Origin of the sequence: Paludibacterium sp. B53371 (genome assembly GCF_018802765.1) — a bacterium.
Taxonomy (GTDB): domain Bacteria; phylum Pseudomonadota; class Gammaproteobacteria; order Burkholderiales; family Chromobacteriaceae; genus Paludibacterium.
On record NZ_CP069163.1, the window covers coordinates 126,111 to 143,642 of the forward strand.

Consider the following 17,532-nt stretch of genomic DNA (forward strand, 5'->3'; position numbering starts at 1 on the left):
AAGAGGTTAACCATCATGAAAGCATTCAAGCTATCGAGCCACGGGCAGATCGCCTCTGCCCTGGCGCTGTCTTTATTATGCTCCCCGCGCTTATGGGCCGAAGGGATCGAGCCGGTGGCCGGCTCAGCCACCCAGGTGCAGCAGGTCGGTGCGGTGCCGGTGGTGAATATCGCCCCGGCCAATGCCCAGGGCCTGTCTCACAATCAGTATCAGGACTACAACGTTGGTCGTGGCGGGGTGGTGCTGAACAATGCCATCGAAGCGGGACGGTCGCAGTTGGCCGGGGCGCTGCAGGGCAATGCGGCGCTGGCGGGACGGCCTGCGGCGGTGATTCTGAATGAGGTGGTCAGTCGCAATCCCTCCTTGCTGCTCGGGCAGCAGGAGGTGTTCGGCAAGGCGGCAGACCTGATCCTGGCTAATCCCAACGGGATCACCTGCCAGGGCTGCGGCTTCATCAATACGCGCCGTGCCAGCCTGCTGGTCGGGAGTCCCGGGCTGCAGGATGGTCGCTTGCAGCAACTGGTGACGGCCAGTCCGGGCAGTACGCTGAGCATCGGCAAGGAAGGCATCCAGGCCGCGCAGGCCCTGGATCTGATCGCGCCCCGTATTGATGCCCAGGGTAGTGTGGTGGCGACCAGCGGCATTCACGCGGTGACCGGGCAGGCCGCGATGGACTATGAGCGTCGCGAGGTGAGCGCCCGTGGCACGGCGCCGGAAGGGCCGGTGCTGGACAGTGCTTTTCTGGGCGGTATGCAGGCCGGGCGCATCAGTATTGTCAGTACCGATGCCGGTGCCGGGGTCAATCTGGAAGGGGTGCTGAAAGCGCAGGAGCGGGTGCGCATCGACAGCCAGGGCGTCGTGCAGTTGACCGGCGCCGAGTTGAGTGCGCCCAAGGTGGTGATTCAGGCAGACCGTGTCAGTGCGCGGCCTGGTGTGCATCAGGATAAGCGGGAAAAGCGCGGCCACGACGAGAGCTGGTTCATCTGGCAGACCGGCGCCAGCGATACGGTCGAGACCGTGACCGAAACCACACTGAGCCGTCCGGCGCTGAATGGTGAGTTGGTGAAAGTGCAGGCGCGGGGAGCGGTGCAGCTGGCCGCCACGGATGTGCGCGCCGAGGATATCCGCATCACGGCCGGGGAGGTGGTGCTGGATGGCGTGGCGGACCGTGATGTGACCGAACGGGATTACTTTGCCTGGAAAAATTCCTGGCAGCGCAAGGAGCGCACGGAGCACGAGCAACTGAGTTATGAAGGCAGCCTGCTGGATGCCCAGCATGTTCTACAGCTGAATGCCGCGGGGAGGATGTCGCTGCAGGGGGCCGAGCTGAAGGCCGGCGGGCAGGTGCGTTTGCAGGCCGGCCAGACGCTGGCACTGGCCGGTCTGATTGAGCGGACGGCCAAGACCGAGCAGGGCAGCCGCTATCTCGAAGGGCCGGAGCTGGCCTCCGGGAGTTGGGATCGGCGTGATCAGCATCAGCAGTTGAAGCCGACCCAGGTCATGGCCGGTCAGTCTGTGCAGTTGCAGGCAGGCGGGGATATCTCGCTCGAGGGCAGCCGCCTGCTGGCGCAGGGCGATATCAGTTTGCGGTCCGGCGGTGATGTGGCCCTGGTGGCGCAAGTCATCAACCAGCAGGAGCAGGTACGGGACTATGGCAACCACTGGGGGGGGATTGCCGGCAGCCAACGTCACAATGATCAGAAGGAGCAGGCACGGCATCAGCCGACGCAGGTACTGGCGCAGGGCAAGCTGATGGTGAGCGCCGAGAAGGATATCCGCATTGTCGGCAGTGAGGCCCAGGGGCAGCAGGGGGCGCAGGCGGATACACGTCAAGGCAATCTGCAAATCCAGCATGCCACGGATTTGACCAAGTCGATGGTCGATCAGCGCACTGGCGGGGTGTTTGATATCCAGACGCACCGCAGTCTTGGCAGTCACGGGCAGGATACGGTCGCCGCGGCAGCGGTGATGTCAGAGAGCAATCTGCGTCTGGCCAGCGGCAAGGATGTGGCCGTCAGCGGCAGCCGGGTGGCGGCCACGGGCGCCCTGAATGTGACGGCGGCCGGTGATGTGGTCCTGCAGGCGGCGGATCAGCGTACGCGGGACAAGCAGTTCGACAGCCAGCTGATGGTGAATACCGCACTGGGGCAGGATCCGGCACAGGCCGGGCGTTATCGTGCCGGTCTGGAGATTGCCCGCCATGATCAGCGGGTGGATGCCGCCAGCCTGTCGCCGCAGGCGGCCGAGTTCAGCGGCGCCAGTGTGCAAGTGGCGGCACAGGGGGATGTGCGCCTGACCGGCAGTCGCATTGTGGCCACGGATGGTGATGTGTCGGTGCGAGGCAGCAATCTGGCGTTCGACTCTGCCCAGGGGCAGTCACGCAGCTTGCAGGTGAACAGCGAGGACAGCATGGGTGTGTCGCTGATGGCCAGCAACGAGCAGGTGCAAGTGGCCGGTCAGATGCGCAATCGGCGTGAAACCAGTGACAGCGAGCAGCAGACGCCATTGGGTAGCCAGGTCAGTGCGACGGGGGATCTGTCGCTGCAGGCGGGCAGCGGGGTATTGCGTACCCGGGGCGGGCAGTTCCAGGCCGGCGGGGCGCTCAGTGCCGAGGCCGGTCAGATCGTCAATCAGGCGGCACCGCAGTCCTCCTCCTCGCGTCAGGAGACCGTCCAGATGCAGGCAGGGCTGACACTGGACGGGCAGGCGGGCAATCTGACCAAACCGGTGCATCAGGTACTGGATCAGGTGAAGCGGGGTGATTGGGCGGGGGCGGTGGCTACGGCTCGCCAGATCGGTAATGGCCCGGAGCAGGGGCTGGACAAGCTGGCGCAGGGTGACTGGGTCGGTCTGGCCAGTTTGCTGGCCCAGGTGACCTTGCCGGGGGCCAGTCTGGAGGGCAAGGCCGGGACCAGCGAGCTGACCGTGCGCCAATCGGTGCAGGATGCCCTGGCGTCGCGCTATCAGGGGGGAAGCGTGCAGATCACCAGTCATGGCAGCCTGACGGATCAGGGGACGCAGTATCTGGCCACGCAGGGCAGCGCGGTGCTGGTGGCGGAGAGTCTGAGTGCTACGGCGCTGGCCACGCAGCGCGACGAGTCGCGGCAGCAGCGTGACAATCAGGGCAGTTTTCATGCCTCGACCATGACAGGTCATGATCTCAACCTGAAGCTGGGGCTTGGTGCGGGCAGTCAGTTGCAACGTTCGGAACAGGGAGGGGTGCAGGCCGGCCGGATCGAAGGGGCCAAGGGGGTGTCGTTGCAACTGGCCGGGGATGCCGCCTTGCAGGCGACCCGGCTGGATGGTGGCTCCGGTGTCCTGCAGGTCAGTGCCGGCGGGGATCTGGCCCTGACGGCTGCCAGTGCGCAATCCCGTCAGGCTCAGCGCAATGATCATGGCGGCATCCAGGCCAGTCTGACCCTGAGCGGGGATATGGATAGTCCGCAGTTTGGCGGCGGTGGTCAGATCAATGGTGAGTGGCAGCGGCAGCAGGGGCAGCAGGGGGGCGTGCAGGGCAGTACGCTGGCGGCCGGCGGTGGGGTGGTGCTGAGCGCCGGGCAGGATCTGCGCTTGCAGGCGGCACAGCTGGGCTCGGCCGAGACGCCGCTGTCCTCGGTCAGTCTGCGGGCCGGCGGCGATCTGACGCTGGGCAGCATGAGTCGGCATCAGCAAGAAGATCAGCAGGCCGGCAAGGTCGAGCTGGGGGTCAATGCACGCGTGAGTACCGATGCCGGGGCCGAGTTTGCGCTCAAGGTTGGCCGTGATGGCAGCCGGCAGTCTGACCAGCAGGGGACGGTGATCCATGCCGACACAGTCCGCCTGGCGGCGGGCGGGCAGCTCGCGGGGCAGTCTGCCCGGGTCGAGGCGGCGCAACTGAGTGGCGAGGTGGGCGGCAATCTGGCGCTGACCAGTCAGACCCGGCAGGCGGAAGAGCAGCACTTTGCGCTGGATCTTGGGCTGTCGACGCCCGATCTCGGTGAACTGGCCTCGGGGGGCGGTGACTTGCTGCGCCTGAAGCTGTCGCAGCGTGCGCAACAAAGTTCGGCGGTGCGAGACCCGGCGGTCCTGGCGGCAAGCGCCGGGGCGGACTGGCAGGTGGGGGGGGCCGCTCAGTTGCAGGGTGCCGTCATGTCGGCTGCCGGCGTGCCGGTGTCGCTGGATGGCCGGGTGCAACGGACATCGCTGGCGGGGCAGGAGAATAGTCGTCAGCTTGGCTTGTCGCTGGCGGGGACGCCGATCGGCGTGGCGGGCACTGCGCTGACGGATGTGTTGTCGGGCAAGCTGCCCTTTGGCTGGCAACAGGAGCGCAGTCAGCGCGATCTGACGCAACCTGCACGCTGAAGCGAAAAAACCCGGGATCTCCCGGGTTTTTTGTCGGATGCTGCGTGGCCTCAGCGGTAGCCGGCGTTCATCACGAAGGGGTTGCTGCGCTTTTCATCCCCCAGGGTGGTGAAGGGGCCGTGGCCGGTGATGACGGTGGTGTCGTCCGGCAGGATGAACAGTTTGTTGTGGATGGCGTCGAGCAGGTCGCGGTGGTTGCCGCGCGGAAAGTCGGTACGGCCGATCGAGCCCTGGAACAGGACATCGCCGGCGACCAGCAGGCCGGCTTCGGCGTTGTAGAACACCACGTGCCCCGGGGTGTGGCCCGGGCAGTGGATGACCTGCAGGGTCTGCTTGCCGACGGTGACGCTGTCGCCCTGGTTGAGCCAGCGTTGCGGGGTCAGGGCGGCGCTGTGCGGAAAGCCGAAGGACTGTCCCTGTTGTGGCAGTTGATCAAGCCAGAAAGCGTCATCGGCCTGCGGGCCTTCGATGTCGACGCCCAGTTGGCGTGCCAGTTCGGCCGCTGCGCCGGCATGGTCGATGTGGCCGTGGGTCAGCAGCAGTTTCTCGATGGTCAGGCCCTTGGCGCGGGTAAAGTCCAGAATACGCTCCAGATCCCCGCCGGCATCGACGACAGCAGCGAGCTGCGTTTCGTCGCACCACAGGATCGAGCAGTTCTGGGCGAACGGCGTGACCGGAATGACGTGATAGTGGAGAGCCATGATGCAAAAACCGGGGTAGTCGTGGATGGATTATTGTTGCATAGCAAAAAGCTGTGGCCTAGTCACTGGCAGTTTCATGTCGCAAACAGAAAGATCGCTTTTCGGCAGCGCTGAGTTGCTTGAAGGCATATTCGGCTTTGAGCGCTTCGGAACGGTCGGGGAATTCGATGCTCAGCAGCAGTTTTTCCGGCGGGTGACTGCGGGTGTAGCGTGCGCCGCGACCGCTGGCATGTTGCTGGTAGCGGCGCGCGACATCGGTACTGATGCCGGTATACAGGCTGCCGCCCCGGCAAGCGATGACATACAGATACCAGGGGCGGGCAGCGACAGGCTTACAGTCCACCGTAGGAGTGCAGGCCGGACAGGAACATGTTGACGCCGAGGAAGGCAAAGCTGGTGACGAAGATGCCGATCACCGCCCACCAGGCCAGCGGCTTGCCGCGCCAGCCCTTGACCAGGCGCACATGCAGCCAGGCGGCATAGTTGAGCCAGACGATCAGTGCCCAGGTTTCTTTCGGGTCCCACGACCAGTAGCCGCCCCAGGCATCGGCGGCCCACATGGCGCCGAGGATGGTGGCGATGGTGAAGAACAGGAAGCCGACCGCGATGGCGCGGTACATGATTTCGTCCAGTACTTCGGCCTTGGGCAGCTTGTCTTGCAGCCAGCCCTTCATCACCACCAGCTCGGCTACCCCCAGCATGGCGGCCATGGAGAAGGCGCCGTAGCCGATGAAGTTGGCCGGGACGTGGATCTTCATCCACCAGGATTGCAGGGCCGGAATCAGCGGCTGGATTTCATGGGCCTGGCGGTCGAAGGTGTACCACAGGATGAAACCGACGGCGGCACTGATCACCAGCAGCACGAAGGCACCGAGCTGGCGTACCTTGAAGCCGGCTTCGTAGTACAGATACATCAGCGCGGTGATCAGGCAGAACAGGATGAAGACTTCGTACAGGTTGGAAACCGGAATGTGGCCGATGTCGCTGCCGATCAGATAGCTTTCATACCAGCGGGTGAACATGCCGGCAAAACCCATGGCGGTGGCGGCCCAGGTCAGGCCGCTGCCGAGCGCCATGCCGGTCACTGAACGGCGCAGCAGGCCGAACCAGTAGCAGCCGGTGGCCAGGAAGAACAGCACGCACATCCACATGATGGACGACTGGCTGGACAGCAGGTATTTGAGCCAGAAGGCACTCTGGCCGCGAGCCAGGTCGCCGTGGTACAGGTTGACGGCCAGCAGGGACAGGGCCGCCACCAGCGGGAAGAAGCGGCGCCAGGCGGTCCAGAACCAGCCGAAGGCCACCAGACCGATGCTGGCACCCGCCAGGATCAGGTGCTCGTAGTAGTCCATGTACTGACCGAAGCGGTTGTACGCCACGAAGGCGGCCGCCAGGATGAACAGGGCATAGAGCCAGTCGCCGATGCCCAGGCGCTGGTGCAGTTTGCGGGTTTCACGCTGTTGGGCGATGTCCATCTTCACCTCGTGCTAGCTGTTGGATGGCGTCCTGATGACGCGCGAAGTCCCGGTCGAGATCCGGGTTGGGGCGGTTGGCGCTCATGGCGAGCAGCAGGCTGTCCGGCTTGATCAGCAGCCACAGGCGCCTTTCCTGAATGTAGAACATCAGCAGGATGCCGATGACCAGCAGCAGGGAGCCCAGGTAGACCAGGGTCTTGCCCGGCGAGCGGGTCATCTGCAGGCCGGAGGCCTGAACTTGCTGGAAGCTGTCCAGTTGCAGGAATACCGGTGCGCCATAGTCCTTGAAGGCACTGATGGCCACCAGGCTGTCGAGCAGGAAGCGGTAGTGGCCGGCATCTCGCGCCATGGGTGCGACGCCGGCATGGCGGTTGGCGACGTCCATGACGTCGATGATGGCACCCTGCAGAATTTTGATATAGGTCTGCGCCACGTCGGCGCGCTTGTCAGCCGGTACGTGTTGCTCGAGGAAGGTCTGCAGTCCGTCAAAGCCGCCTTCGGCAAAGCGGGAGAGGATCCACTTGACGCTGGCTTCGAATTCCTTGCGCATGGCCGGGCTGATGGCATTGCCCTGCATGGCCTTGGCGCCGCTTTGCGCGGCAATCTCGTCATACAGGGCCGGATTCATGACGGCGGCGCGCAGGCGCATGAAGGTATCGACCGACATCTGATCATCCAGTGGAATGCGCAGGTAGTCGAAGGGTTGCGAGACCTCACTGCGGGATGCGGCGATCAGGTAGCTGGCGCCGTCCTGCTGGATCGGTGCCATATAGGTCAGGTACTCATGGGCCTGACCCTGGCTGTCGCGGATCTTGAAGCCGATCGACGGCCCGACGTTCTTCAGCTGGCGCTCGCGCGTGACTTCGCGCGCATCTTTCATGCGCTGGCCGAGACTGTGGTCTGTCTGGCTGCGGTTGCTCATGTCCTCGATATTGAACACGCGCAGATCGTTGAACTCCAGCCGGTAATCGCGGCCATTGGCCCGCAGCGGCTGACTGGCTTTGGACAGACCGTCGATGGTAACCGGTGCCGATTGCGGGCTGTCGAGATTCCAGGCCTTGAGTTTCAGCGGCGAGCCGCCGTCACCGAAGCTGGCCTGGTAGATGGCCACGCCGTCGACGATCAGCGGATGGTTGACCTCGACCCGGGCACGGGTGATCTTGCCGCTGGCTTTGTCGGTCACTTCGATGTCGCTGGCAAACAACTTGGGCATGCCGTTGCTGTAGTAATCGACGTTGAACTTGCGCAGGGTGACGATGAAGGGGAGCTCTTGCACCAGATAACCGGGGCCGGAGTTGATGAACACCACGTCGGCGCTCTTGTTCTCGGCAATGGTGACGTCGCCGCGGAATGACAGGTTGCCGGTGGACAGGCGGCTTTGCGCCGGAATCTGCGATTGCGGCAGGTCGCGGGTTTCTGCCACCACGCTGCCGAACAGTTCGCGCATCTTCAGCGGCAGGTTGCCATCGATCAGGCCCCCCAGGCAGATGATGATCATGGCGCCATGCGCAAAGAAGTAGCCCAGACGGCTGGCGCTGCCCTTCTTGGCCGCGATCAGTGTGCTGCCGTCTTCGCGCTCGACGGTGCGCAGCCGGAAGCCCTGGCGCTGCAGGTAACTGCTCAGGGCGGCCGTGTCGGCCTGTCCCGCCCACTGGGCGCTGAGTTTCATCGCGGCCAGCGAGCGTTCGCGGGCGCTGGTGCGATAGGAACGGATGTCTCGCAGGAAGCCCGGTGCATTGCGGATGATGCACAGGGTGGTCGAGAGCATCAGGAAAGCCAGAATGGTAATGAACCAGGCCGAGTGATAGACGTCGTACAGCCCCAGCGTGGCAAAGACCTGGAACCAGTATTGACCGAATTCGAAGGCGTAGTTGGGGTAGGGCTCGTTCTGCTTGAGGACGGTACCGATGATCGAGGCGATGGCCAGGATGGTCAGCAGGCCGATGGCAAAACGCATCGAGCTCAGGAGCTCGTACAGGGCACGCAGTGAGGTCTGGGTACGGCGGTCTGTCTTCATAGGGGGCTGTCTGAGGGCGCACAGCGAGGTGCGCGCCGGGCACAACCGGCATCACCTGCCAGGCAGGCGATGCCAGATCGGGTTATCGGGTCCGGACAAAACTGCGTATGATGTCGGACACGGTCTGCGCGCAGAGCCTTGAATCAACGCAATCCGGAAATGTATTCCGCAACGGCTTTCATCTCGGCGTCCGACAGGCGGTTTGCAATGTCGTACATCACGGCGTTCTTGCGGTCGGTACCTGCCTTGAAGTCATTCAGCTGCTTCAGTACATAGGCCGACTGCTGGCTGCCCAGGCGCGGGAACTGGTCCGGCATGCCGGCACCGGACGGACCATGGCAGGCCATACAGGCCGGGACGCGGGTGGCCGGATTGCCGGCGCGGTACAACGTCTTGCCTGCGGCCAGCAGGCTCTTGTCGGCCGCATCGTGTTCCTTCGGCTTTTGCTGGCTGAAGTAGGCGGCGACATTGAGCATATCCTGATCGGACAGCGCGCTGGCCATGCCGAGCATGATCGGGTTCTTGCGCTGGCCGGACTTGAAGGCCTTGAGCTGGCTGACAATATACGCCGGGTGCTGACCGGCCAGGGTCGGATTGCTGGATGCTACGCTGTTGCCATCGATCCCGTGACAGGCTGCGCAGACCTGCTGTACCAACAGCTGACCTTTGGCGGGGTCGCCCTGGGTTTGGGCCGATACGCTGCCAGCCAGTGTGGCGGCGGCCAGTGCCAACAGCACCTTTTGTCTCATGGTCGCTCCTTGTCGTGCAATGGTTTAATAAACCTGTAATCGCGGCAATTTGAATCTGCTATTCTATACCAATTGCATTGACCCTACTACTATGACGATTTTTCAGAATGCGCGCTTCTTCACCACTGTAAACCATATGAAGGACTTGCCGGCTACGCGCGCCGAAGTGGCCTTCGTCGGACGCTCCAACGCAGGCAAGTCGAGCGCGATCAATACGCTGGCCAACCGCACCCGTCTGGCTTTCGTTTCCAAGACCCCCGGGCGTACGCAGCATATCAATTTCTTCGATCTGGGCGATGAACGTTATCTGGTCGATTTGCCGGGCTACGGCTATGCAGAGGTGCCCGAGGCGGTGCGCCGCCACTGGGTGGAACTGCTCGGTCGTTATCTGCAGACCCGCTCCAGCCTGATCGGCCTGTTGCTGATCATGGATGCCCGTCATCCGCTCAAGGAGCTGGATCAGCACATGCTGGAGTATTTCCGCGTGACGCAGCGACCGGTGCATATCCTGCTGTCCAAGGCGGACAAGCTCAGCCGTCAGGAGCAGAGCAAGACGCTGGCGGCGGTCAAGAGTGCACTGGCCGATTATCCCGGGGTGACGGTGCAGCTGTTCTCCAGCCTGAAGAAGACGGGTATCGACGAGGTGGAAACCGTCGTGGCAGGCTGGTTTGCAAGTTACCTCGGTGGCGAGGAACTTTGCCAGGAGGATTCTGACTAAACGATATGGCGCCTGTCAGGCGCCTCCCGCTTCACCTCCCTGAGCGGGGCCTTTGCTGATACCTGAAGGCATTTTTTCCCCGGCAGCTCGCGCTGTCGGGGTTTTTGTTTTTGGGCTCTGCCAAAGAGAAGGGCGAAGCACCGAAGTGCTTCGCCCTTGTGGCTGTGTCAGTCTGTTGGTTCGCGATCAGTTCATCACGATGTTTTCCACGTTCAGCGATTCGGCAGCGCTGCGCACGGCGGCGGCAGAGTCAAACGGCCCCAGACGAACCATATAGGTTCCCTTCTGGTTGACGATGCCGAGCTTCGGATCGTAGCTGGCGTCGAGCCGGTCAACCAGCTTCTTCAGCAGTGCTTCGGCATTGGACAGCTGATCGAAGGCACCCAGCTGCAGGTACTTCGGCGCGTCTTCCTGCTTGAGCGCTGCGACTTCGGCGGGCTTGGCCTGCTGGGTCGAAGCGGTCTCGGTGGCCGGCCATACCCGTTCGATCTGAACCTTGGTACTGCCCTGGCCGACGAAGCCGAGCTTGTGGGCGGCGGCATACGACAGGTCCAGGATGCGACCACGGTGGAACGGGCCACGATCATTGATGCGTACGACGACCGTCTTGCCGTTTTTCAGGTTGGTCACCCGAACATAGCTCGGGATCGGCAAGGTCGGGTGTGCGGCCGTCATGGCGAACATGTCGTAACGCTCGCCCGACGTGGTGCGTCGACCGTGGAACTGCTTGCCGTACCAGGACGCCGTCCCCCGTACCTTGTAGGGGGTGTTGCTGGTGTCAGGGCGGAAACTCATGCCCATGGCAGAGTACGGCAGATTGGCTGCGCGAATCAGCGGTTCGTCTTGCGGAACCGCATTGGGAACCAGATCGAGGTTGACCGGAATGTGGTCTGCCGGACCATCATTCTGGAAATACGCCCCGTTTCTGGCCAGCGACTTCTTCGTCGGGGAAGCCGACGATTGACTGGTGGCACTTGCTGTCTTGACGGTGGAGCAGGCCACGAGCACTAGACTGACTAACACAAGCCACAGCCATCGGAATGCAGGCTTCATATACCTCCCTTATGCTGTTAGGCCAACGGCTGAACTGCTAGCTGCCTCCGAGAAAATCAATTTGCCGCCACGCCTCATAAACGGTAACGGCCACAGCATTCGACAAATTCATGCTGCGTGACTCGGGTTGCATCGGCAGACGGATCCTCCTCTCGTGCGGGAACCCGGCGAGGACATCGTCAGGCAAACCGCGAGATTCAGGTCCGAACAGGAATACATCCCCGGCTCGGTAAACAATCTGGTCATGGCGCGTCGCGCCTTTGGTGGTGGCGGCGAAAATTCGTCGCCCCTGAAGGCTCGCCAGGCAGCTTTCCCAGTTCTCGTGCACGACCAGTTTGGCGTACTCGTGATAATCCAGGCCCGCCCGACGCAATTTGGCGTCATCTAGCGGGAAGCCCAGCGGTTTGACCAGATGCAGTTCACAGCCGGTATTGGCACATAAACGGATCACATTGCCTGTATTAGGCGGGATTTCCGGCTGGAATAGAACTACTGTGAACATCGTTGGCAGGGTGGATTGTTCCAAAGAATCAAAAAGTTGGTCAAGTCTTTACGCGGATTGCCCTGCAAAGGGCCCAGACTTCGACCCGTTTTGCCCCCATTTTTTTGAGTTCCGAGGACAGTGAATCGAGGGTCGAACCGGTGGTGACCACGTCGTCGACAACGGCAACAGAGAGCCCGTCCAGTCTGGTTTCTACGCAAAATGCATGGCGGACATTCCGCCGTCTTTGCCGGTGTCTCAGACCGGTCTGCGGGAGGGTGTTGCATTTTCGCCAACACAAACCCGGTAAAAATCGGTCAGGGATTATACCAACAAGTGACCTGGCGAGTTCAAGGCTTTGGTTGAAGCCGCGTTCGGCAAGTCGTTCTTTTGACAGTGGAACCGCCATGACAAGGTCGTATTTTTTGTCAACGGGAGGCGTGCCGGCGGCCAGCAAGTTGCCCAGAATGCCCGCCAGTTCTAGCCTGCGGCCATACTTGAAGGCATGTATCAAAGCACTGATGGGGTAGCGAAAGACATAAGGAACGTGTAGGGCGTCAAAAACCGGCGGATGACGCAGGCAGCGCCCGCAAAGCCCGTTTTCAGGCAGGGGGAGCGCACAGCGCGGACAAAATGGCCTGGGAAGGACGGGTAAATCCTGCCGACAGGGAAGGCAAAGTCCCTGGTTGGCATCGGCGCTGCCGCATAACAGGCACGATTGATTAAATATTGATCTACTGTCAATTAATGTGGTCAATATGTTTGACAATGCAGTTCGCCACACGCCAAGATGCTCCCGATTTCCTGTCAGCCCAGAGCCCGATGCCTGCCCGCCTCGCGGGCGGGCCAGTGCTCAGGCGCGACGCCCAGCTTAAAGTGCTCGAGCACTCTTATAGAAGAGTGCACGACATCGTTCGAGGACTCCCCATGCAACAAAGTACGATTCGCTTTGCCTCCCCGTCGCAACCGCATCCGCAACGCAGCAACTGGACCGTGGCCGAGGTTGAGGCGCTGTATGACTTGCCGCTGATGGAACTGGTGTTCCGTGCCGCCGAGGTCCACCGCCAGTTCTTTGATCCTTGCCGCGTGCAGCTGTCCACGCTGTTGTCGATCAAGACCGGTGGCTGTGAAGAAGACTGCGGCTATTGCCCGCAGTCGTCGCATCACGATACCCCGGTGGAAGATCAGCCGATGATGACGGTGGACGAAGTGGTGGCGGCTGCGCGTGCCGCGCGCGACAACGGTGCCAGCCGCTTCTGCATGGGGGCCGCCTGGCGTGGCCCCAAGGATGCCGACCTGGCCAAGACGCTGGAGATGGTGCGTCAGGTCAAAGCGCTGGGTCTGGAGACCTGTGCCACCTTCGGTCTGCTCAAGGATGGCCAGGCCGAACAGCTCAAGGGGGCCGGCCTCGACTACTACAACCACAATCTGGACACCGCACCGGACAAATACGCCGATATCATCCAGACTCGCGAATATAATGATCGCCTGGATACGCTGGGCAAGGTTCGCCAGGCCGGTCTGTCGGTGTGCTGTGGCGGCATTGTCGGGCTGAACGAGACCCGGCAGGATCGCGCCGGGCTGATCGCTCAGCTGGCCAATCTGGATCCGCAGCCTGAATCGGTGCCGGTCAATCAGCTGGTCAAGGTGCATGGCACGCCGATGGAAGATGCGGCTGATCTGGACTGGACCGAGTTTGTGCGCACCATTGCCGTGGCACGTCTGACCATGCCGGGCAGCTTTGTACGCCTGTCGGCAGGGCGGCGCAGCATGCCTGAAGCGATGCAGGCCTTGTGTTTCCTGGCCGGGGCGAACTCCATTTTCTATGGCGATAAGCTGCTGACCACGGGGAACCCGGATGTGGAAGCGGATCGTCAATTGATGCAAAAACTGGATCTGCTGCCGCTTGAGCTGTCTGCTGCCGCGGAGTGACTGGCAGGCAGACATATATATAAAGAGTAAATACCCATGAAGGCATCTGATCTTGATGCGGCCCTGACCGCGCTGGCGCATCGGGATCAGCTGCGCCAGCGTGCCGTGCTCGGCAGCCCGCAGGGGAGCCGGGTGGTCATTGACGGTCAGCCTTATCTGTCATTTGCCAGCAATGACTACCTGGGTCTGGCCAGGCACCCGCTGTTGATCGAAGCGGTACGCCAGGCCGCGGAGGAATGGGGCGTCGGCAGCGGCGCCTCACCGCTGGTGACCGGGCATGCGCATGTTCACCAGCAGGCCGAAGCCGATCTGGCCGAGTTTGTCGGTCAACCCGCCGCGCTACTGTTTAGTGCCGGCTATGCGGCCAACCTGGCCGTGATCACCAGTCTGATCGGACGCGGGGATAGTGTCTTTGCCGATCGCCTCAATCACGCCTCTCTGAATGATGCCTGCCTGCTATCCAGGGCGAACTTTCAACGCTTTCGTCATAATGACCTGAATCATCTTGAAGCATTGTTGCAAAAAAGCCGCGCCCGCACCCGGTTGATTGCCGTTGATGCGGTGTACAGCATGGACGGTGATCAGGCCCCGCTGGCGGATTTACTGCGACTGGCCGAGCGCTATGATGCCTGGCTGTATCTGGACGACGCCCATGGTTTTGGCGTGTTGGGAGAGGGCCGCGGCAGTCTGGCTGGCTTGCCCGCCAGCGAGCGCATCATCTATATGGCGACGCTGGGCAAGGCTGCCGGCGTGAGTGGCGCGTTTGTCGCGGGGAGTCAGGCGCTGATCGACTGGCTGATGAACACGGCACACAGCTATGTGTTTTCGACGGCGCATTCGCCGGTTCTGGCAGCGGCCATTCGGGCCAGCGTGAGATTGATGCGCGAGGAAAGCTGGCGGCGCGAGCGGCTGCACCGGCACATCGGGCAGTTGCAGGCACTGAGAAATGACAATGTTATTGAATTTAAAGCTTCCCGAACGCCAATCCAGCCACTTATTATAGGCGACAATAAACAAACACTAAGCATGTCGGCCAGGTTGCGCCAGATGGGACTCTGGGTGCCGGCCATCCGCCCGCCTACTGTGCCGAAAGGCAGCGCCCGTTTGCGCATCTCCCTGTCGGCCGCCCATGAGGAGCATGAGGTGGCCAGTCTGATCGAGGGGCTGCGCAGCGCGTATGTAACGACCGGCTGATGTGCTTTCTGCCAATGAAAGACAACGATTCATCTTATGAGTGGCATGGGTGACGCACTGGTAACGCCGGCGCAGACTGCCGATCAGGTGCTGAGCCTGGCCCGGTGGCTGTCCCCGGACGTCTGCCTGGCGATCTGGCATCAGGACGATCATGGCTGGCAGTGTCTGGCGACGTCGGATGACAGCGGGTCACTGCCGGTGCCGCAAGGAACGGATGCCGCCCTGATGCCGCATGCCGACCAGGGCATGTTGCCGGTCATGCATGGCCGGCAACAGCTGGGCTGTCTGGTCTGGCGCGGCATGCCGCAAGCCCAGGCCGCAACCCTGGTCAGCCTGCTTGCCCCGGCCTGGCTGGCCTGGCATCAGGCTGAGTCCGAGGCGCGCTCCCGGGTGGTGAAGGAAGCGCTGCTGGAGATCAGCCGCCTGTCCAGCGAGTGCACCGGCGTCGAGCAGTTTTTCTCCCAGGTTTACCGCTTGCTCGACCCGTTGTTTGCGGTCGGCAATCTGCACGTGGCACTGCTGGACGAGAGTGGCACGGCCCTGCGTTTCCCTTTCTATCGCAACCGCCACAGTGCCTTTGCCCCGGCCCCGGAACGATTGTTCCAGCTGGATGAGGTCCGCCAGGTCGAACTGGCCATGCGGGTCGTGCGCACGCAAACCACCCTGTACCTTGACCAGGCTGCCGTGTATGAGGCCTTGCCGGATGAGACCGAGCCGCCGGTACTGTGGGTCGGCGAACCCCTGTTCGGTGCGGATGGCGTCGCCCGCGGTGCCGTGGTGCTGCAGCGCTATCAGGGCGAGCCGGTCTTTTCGGTGGCCGAGCAGCGTCTGTTCCAGTATACGGTTCGTGCCATGGGCAGTGCCCTGGCCCGGATGCAATACCGGGCGCAGCTGGAGCAGGAGGTCTGGCTGCGCACGCGTGAGCTGGAAGGTGCCAATGCCCGGTTGATGGCTGAAGTGGAAGAGCGTCGCCAGGCGCAGCAGGTGCAGCAGGTTCTGTTCGAGATTGCCGGGCTGGCCAATACCAGCCTGTCGCTGGCGGCATTCCTCGCCGGCGTGCATCGTCAGCTGGTTGAGCTGATGCCGGCCCACAATTTTCAGGTGGCGCTGTATGACCCCCTGAGCGACACCATTCGTTTTCCCTACAGCGTCGATGAGCATGAGGCCGATCCGGCCCCGCACAAGCCGGGACGCGGCCTGATCGAGCAGGTGCTGCACAGCGGCCTGCCGGTGCTGGCGCGGCCGCGCCAGCAGTCGGGTGCCTTGCAGGGGCAGCTCGCTGAGGCCGAGAGCTGGCTGGGTGTGCCGCTGTATAGCGGGCACGATCTGCTCGGGGTGTTGTCGGTACGCAGCTATCAGCAGGGGGTGTTGTTCAGCTTCCGCGATCAGCAAGTACTGGCTTGCGTCGCCAACAGCATCGGCAGCGCCCTGACGCGGGTACGGGTGCTGGAAGAGTTGCAGCGGGCCTACGCCGAGCTGGAGGAGCGGGTGCGTGAGCGCACCAGTGCGCTGGATGCGGTCAATGCTCAACTGCAATTCGACAGCATGCATGACTCCCTGACCAAGCTGCCCAATCGAAGCTTCTTTGCCAAAACGCTGCGCCGTACCTGGGAAGCCTATGTCAACGGCGTCGGCGAGCGCTTTGCCGTGTTCTTCATCGACCTGGATCGTTTCAAGCTGGTCAATGACACCCTGGGTCATCTGGCCGGCGATCATCTGCTGGCCGAAGCGGGCAGCCGCATCCGCAATTGCATGCGTCAGAACGATTTCATGGCGCGCCTGGGCGGCGATGAATTTGCTGTGCTGCTGGTCGGCATGAGCCAGATCGAAGGTTGCGAAATGATTGCGCGCCGTATGGTGGCCGAGTTCGAGCGCCCGATCATCATTGCCGGCCGAGAGGTGTTTACCACCGCCAGCCTGGGCGTGGTGCTGGCAGATCGCGAACACCACCACAGTGCCGATGACCTGTTGCGCGATGCCGACCATGCCATGTACCGCACCAAGCAGCAGGGACGGCACGGCTTTACCGTGTTCAATCATGAATTGCGTGCCGATCAGGCTGATCAATTGGCCATGGAGGCCGAGCTGCGCCGGGCCCTCGACGATGAAGACCAGCTGGTGCCCTACTATCAGCCCTTTATCGAGGCCGACACCGGGCGTCTGGCCGGCTTCGAGGCCCTGGTACGCTGGCGCCACCCGATGCGTGGCCTGATTTCGCCCTCCAGTTTCCTGCCGATCGCCGAAGAAAGTGGCCTGATCATGCGGCTCGACCGCTACATGATCCAGGCGGCGTGCGCCCAGTGGCGCCAGTGGCTGGATGCCGGGCGCGTGGGGCCGGGCATGGCCTTGCACGTCAATTTGTCTTCCGCCAATCTGCAGGATGCCCAACTGGTCGGCTGGATTGCAGACCTGATTCGCCAGCATGATCTGCAGCCAGGCATGCTGCACCTCGAAATCACCGAAACTGCGCTGATCGATGTTCCGGACACCGCCGCCACGGTGATGCGGCAGCTGCATCAGATGGGGCTGCGGCTGGCGCTGGATGACTTCGGTACCGGCTATTCGGCGCTGTCCTACCTGCATCGCTATCGCTTCGATGTCCTGAAGATCGACCAGTCTTTCGTGTTTGATGTCGATCGTACCGAAGAGTCTGCCGCCATTGTGCGCGCCATCCTGGCACTGGCCGAGGCGCTCGCCCTGGAGGTGGTGGCCGAGGGGGTGGAAACCGCTTCGCAACTACAGCGTCTGCGTGCCATGGGATGCAACAAGGTGCAGGGTTATCTGTTTTCTCACCCCGCCCCGGCCGGCGATGTTGACTGGCTGAGGCTGGCGGCCATCGAGCAGGAGTACGCCATTGTCTGATTTTCCCGT

The 17,532-nt window shown here is 62.5% G+C and carries 13 protein-coding genes; 5 read left to right on the forward strand and 8 right to left on the reverse strand.

Annotated features, from left to right (window positions below; all coding sequences use genetic code 11):
• Positions 1-15 precede the first annotated feature (15 nt).
• On the forward strand, positions 16-4,341 hold the full coding sequence (locus JNO51_RS00545) for a hemagglutinin repeat-containing protein (RefSeq protein WP_215780122.1): 4,326 nt from the start codon (positions 16-18) through the stop codon (positions 4,339-4,341).
• A 50-nt stretch (positions 4,342-4,391) separates the two neighbouring features.
• On the opposite strand, the gene JNO51_RS00550 is transcribed toward JNO51_RS00545, so the two are convergent.
• The 5 genes from JNO51_RS00550 to JNO51_RS00570 form a co-directional block, all read right to left on the reverse strand.
• A complete protein-coding gene (locus JNO51_RS00550) occupies positions 4,392-5,042 on the reverse strand; it encodes an MBL fold metallo-hydrolase (protein WP_215780126.1) in 651 nt (216 codons plus the stop codon).
• Positions 5,043-5,100: 58 nt separating this feature from the next.
• Positions 5,101-5,385, reverse strand: coding sequence for a GIY-YIG nuclease family protein (locus tag JNO51_RS00555; RefSeq protein ID WP_215780131.1), 285 nt, complete (start codon positions 5,383-5,385; stop codon positions 5,101-5,103).
• Complete coding sequence (gene ccsB, locus JNO51_RS00560; protein ID WP_215780134.1) at positions 5,375-6,517, reverse strand: c-type cytochrome biogenesis protein CcsB; 1,143 nt, start codon at positions 6,515-6,517, stop codon at positions 5,375-5,377. The genes JNO51_RS00555 and ccsB overlap by 11 nt, the downstream gene beginning before the upstream one ends.
• On the reverse strand, positions 6,495-8,534 hold the full coding sequence (locus JNO51_RS00565; protein WP_215780138.1) for a cytochrome c biogenesis protein ResB: 2,040 nt from the start codon (positions 8,532-8,534) through the stop codon (positions 6,495-6,497). Before JNO51_RS00565 ends, ccsB begins: the two co-directional genes overlap by 23 nt.
• A gap of 143 nt (positions 8,535-8,677) precedes the next feature.
• Complete coding sequence (locus JNO51_RS00570; protein WP_215780141.1) at positions 8,678-9,283, reverse strand: cytochrome c; 606 nt, start codon at positions 9,281-9,283, stop codon at positions 8,678-8,680.
• A gap of 91 nt (positions 9,284-9,374) precedes the next feature.
• On the opposite strand from JNO51_RS00570, the gene yihA reads away from it, so the two are divergent.
• Positions 9,375-10,001: a ribosome biogenesis GTP-binding protein YihA/YsxC gene (yihA, locus tag JNO51_RS00575; RefSeq protein WP_215780143.1), complete on the forward strand. Its 627-nt coding sequence runs from the start codon at positions 9,375-9,377 to the stop codon at positions 9,999-10,001.
• Between the two features lie 186 nt (positions 10,002-10,187).
• Here yihA and JNO51_RS00580 read toward each other — a convergent pair whose 3' ends face one another.
• The 3 genes from JNO51_RS00580 to JNO51_RS00590 all read right to left on the reverse strand — a co-directional run bounded on the left by JNO51_RS00580 (position 10,188) and on the right by JNO51_RS00590 (position 12,319).
• Entirely contained in the window at positions 10,188-11,003 is an 816-nt protein-coding gene (locus tag JNO51_RS00580; RefSeq protein ID WP_252346140.1) for a septal ring lytic transglycosylase RlpA family protein, read from the reverse strand.
• Positions 11,004-11,091: 88 nt separating this feature from the next.
• Complete coding sequence (trmL, locus tag JNO51_RS00585) at positions 11,092-11,556, reverse strand: tRNA (uridine(34)/cytosine(34)/5-carboxymethylaminomethyluridine(34)-2'-O)-methyltransferase TrmL (protein WP_215782618.1); 465 nt, start codon at positions 11,554-11,556, stop codon at positions 11,092-11,094.
• Positions 11,557-11,596: 40 nt separating this feature from the next.
• Positions 11,597-12,319 carry a ComF family protein gene (locus JNO51_RS00590; protein WP_252346141.1) on the reverse strand — a complete coding sequence of 241 codons (723 nt, stop codon included), beginning with the start codon at positions 12,317-12,319 and terminating at the stop codon, positions 11,597-11,599.
• Positions 12,320-12,462: 143 nt separating this feature from the next.
• Here JNO51_RS00590 and bioB point away from each other — a divergent pair, with 143 nt between their 5' ends.
• From bioB to JNO51_RS00605, 3 genes are read left to right on the forward strand one after another with little or no spacing between them, the layout of a single operon-like run.
• Positions 12,463-13,467, forward strand: coding sequence for a biotin synthase BioB (gene bioB / locus JNO51_RS00595; protein ID WP_215780149.1), 1,005 nt, complete (start codon positions 12,463-12,465; stop codon positions 13,465-13,467).
• A 36-nt stretch (positions 13,468-13,503) separates the two neighbouring features.
• Positions 13,504-14,661 carry an 8-amino-7-oxononanoate synthase gene (gene bioF / locus JNO51_RS00600; RefSeq protein WP_215780151.1) on the forward strand — a complete coding sequence of 386 codons (1,158 nt, stop codon included), beginning with the start codon at positions 13,504-13,506 and terminating at the stop codon, positions 14,659-14,661.
• 45 nt (positions 14,662-14,706) lie between these two features.
• Complete coding sequence (locus JNO51_RS00605) at positions 14,707-17,523, forward strand: bifunctional diguanylate cyclase/phosphodiesterase (protein WP_252346142.1); 2,817 nt, start codon at positions 14,707-14,709, stop codon at positions 17,521-17,523.
• The last annotated feature ends 9 nt before the right edge of the window (positions 17,524-17,532 follow it).

Bases quoted from the DNA above. Each gene is read 5' to 3' on its own strand.
- trmL (WP_215782618.1), bottom strand. From the start codon at position 11,556: ATGTTCACAGTAGTTCTATTCCAGCCGGAAATCCCGCCTAATACAGGC.
- bioB (WP_215780149.1), top strand. From the start codon at position 12,463: ATGCAACAAAGTACGATTCGCTTTGCCTCCCCGTCGCAACCGCATCCG.
- JNO51_RS00565 (WP_215780138.1), bottom strand. From the start codon at position 8,534: ATGAAGACAGACCGCCGTACCCAGACCTCACTGCGTGCCCTGTACGAG.
- JNO51_RS00545 (WP_215780122.1), top strand. From the start codon at position 16: ATGAAAGCATTCAAGCTATCGAGCCACGGGCAGATCGCCTCTGCCCTG.
- ccsB (WP_215780134.1), bottom strand. From the start codon at position 6,517: ATGGACATCGCCCAACAGCGTGAAACCCGCAAACTGCACCAGCGCCTG.
- JNO51_RS00550 (WP_215780126.1), bottom strand. From the start codon at position 5,042: ATGGCTCTCCACTATCACGTCATTCCGGTCACGCCGTTCGCCCAGAAC.
- JNO51_RS00570 (WP_215780141.1), bottom strand. From the start codon at position 9,283: ATGAGACAAAAGGTGCTGTTGGCACTGGCCGCCGCCACACTGGCTGGC.
- yihA (WP_215780143.1), top strand. From the start codon at position 9,375: ATGACGATTTTTCAGAATGCGCGCTTCTTCACCACTGTAAACCATATG.
- JNO51_RS00605 (WP_252346142.1), top strand. From the start codon at position 14,707: ATGGGTGACGCACTGGTAACGCCGGCGCAGACTGCCGATCAGGTGCTG.
- bioF (WP_215780151.1), top strand. From the start codon at position 13,504: ATGAAGGCATCTGATCTTGATGCGGCCCTGACCGCGCTGGCGCATCGG.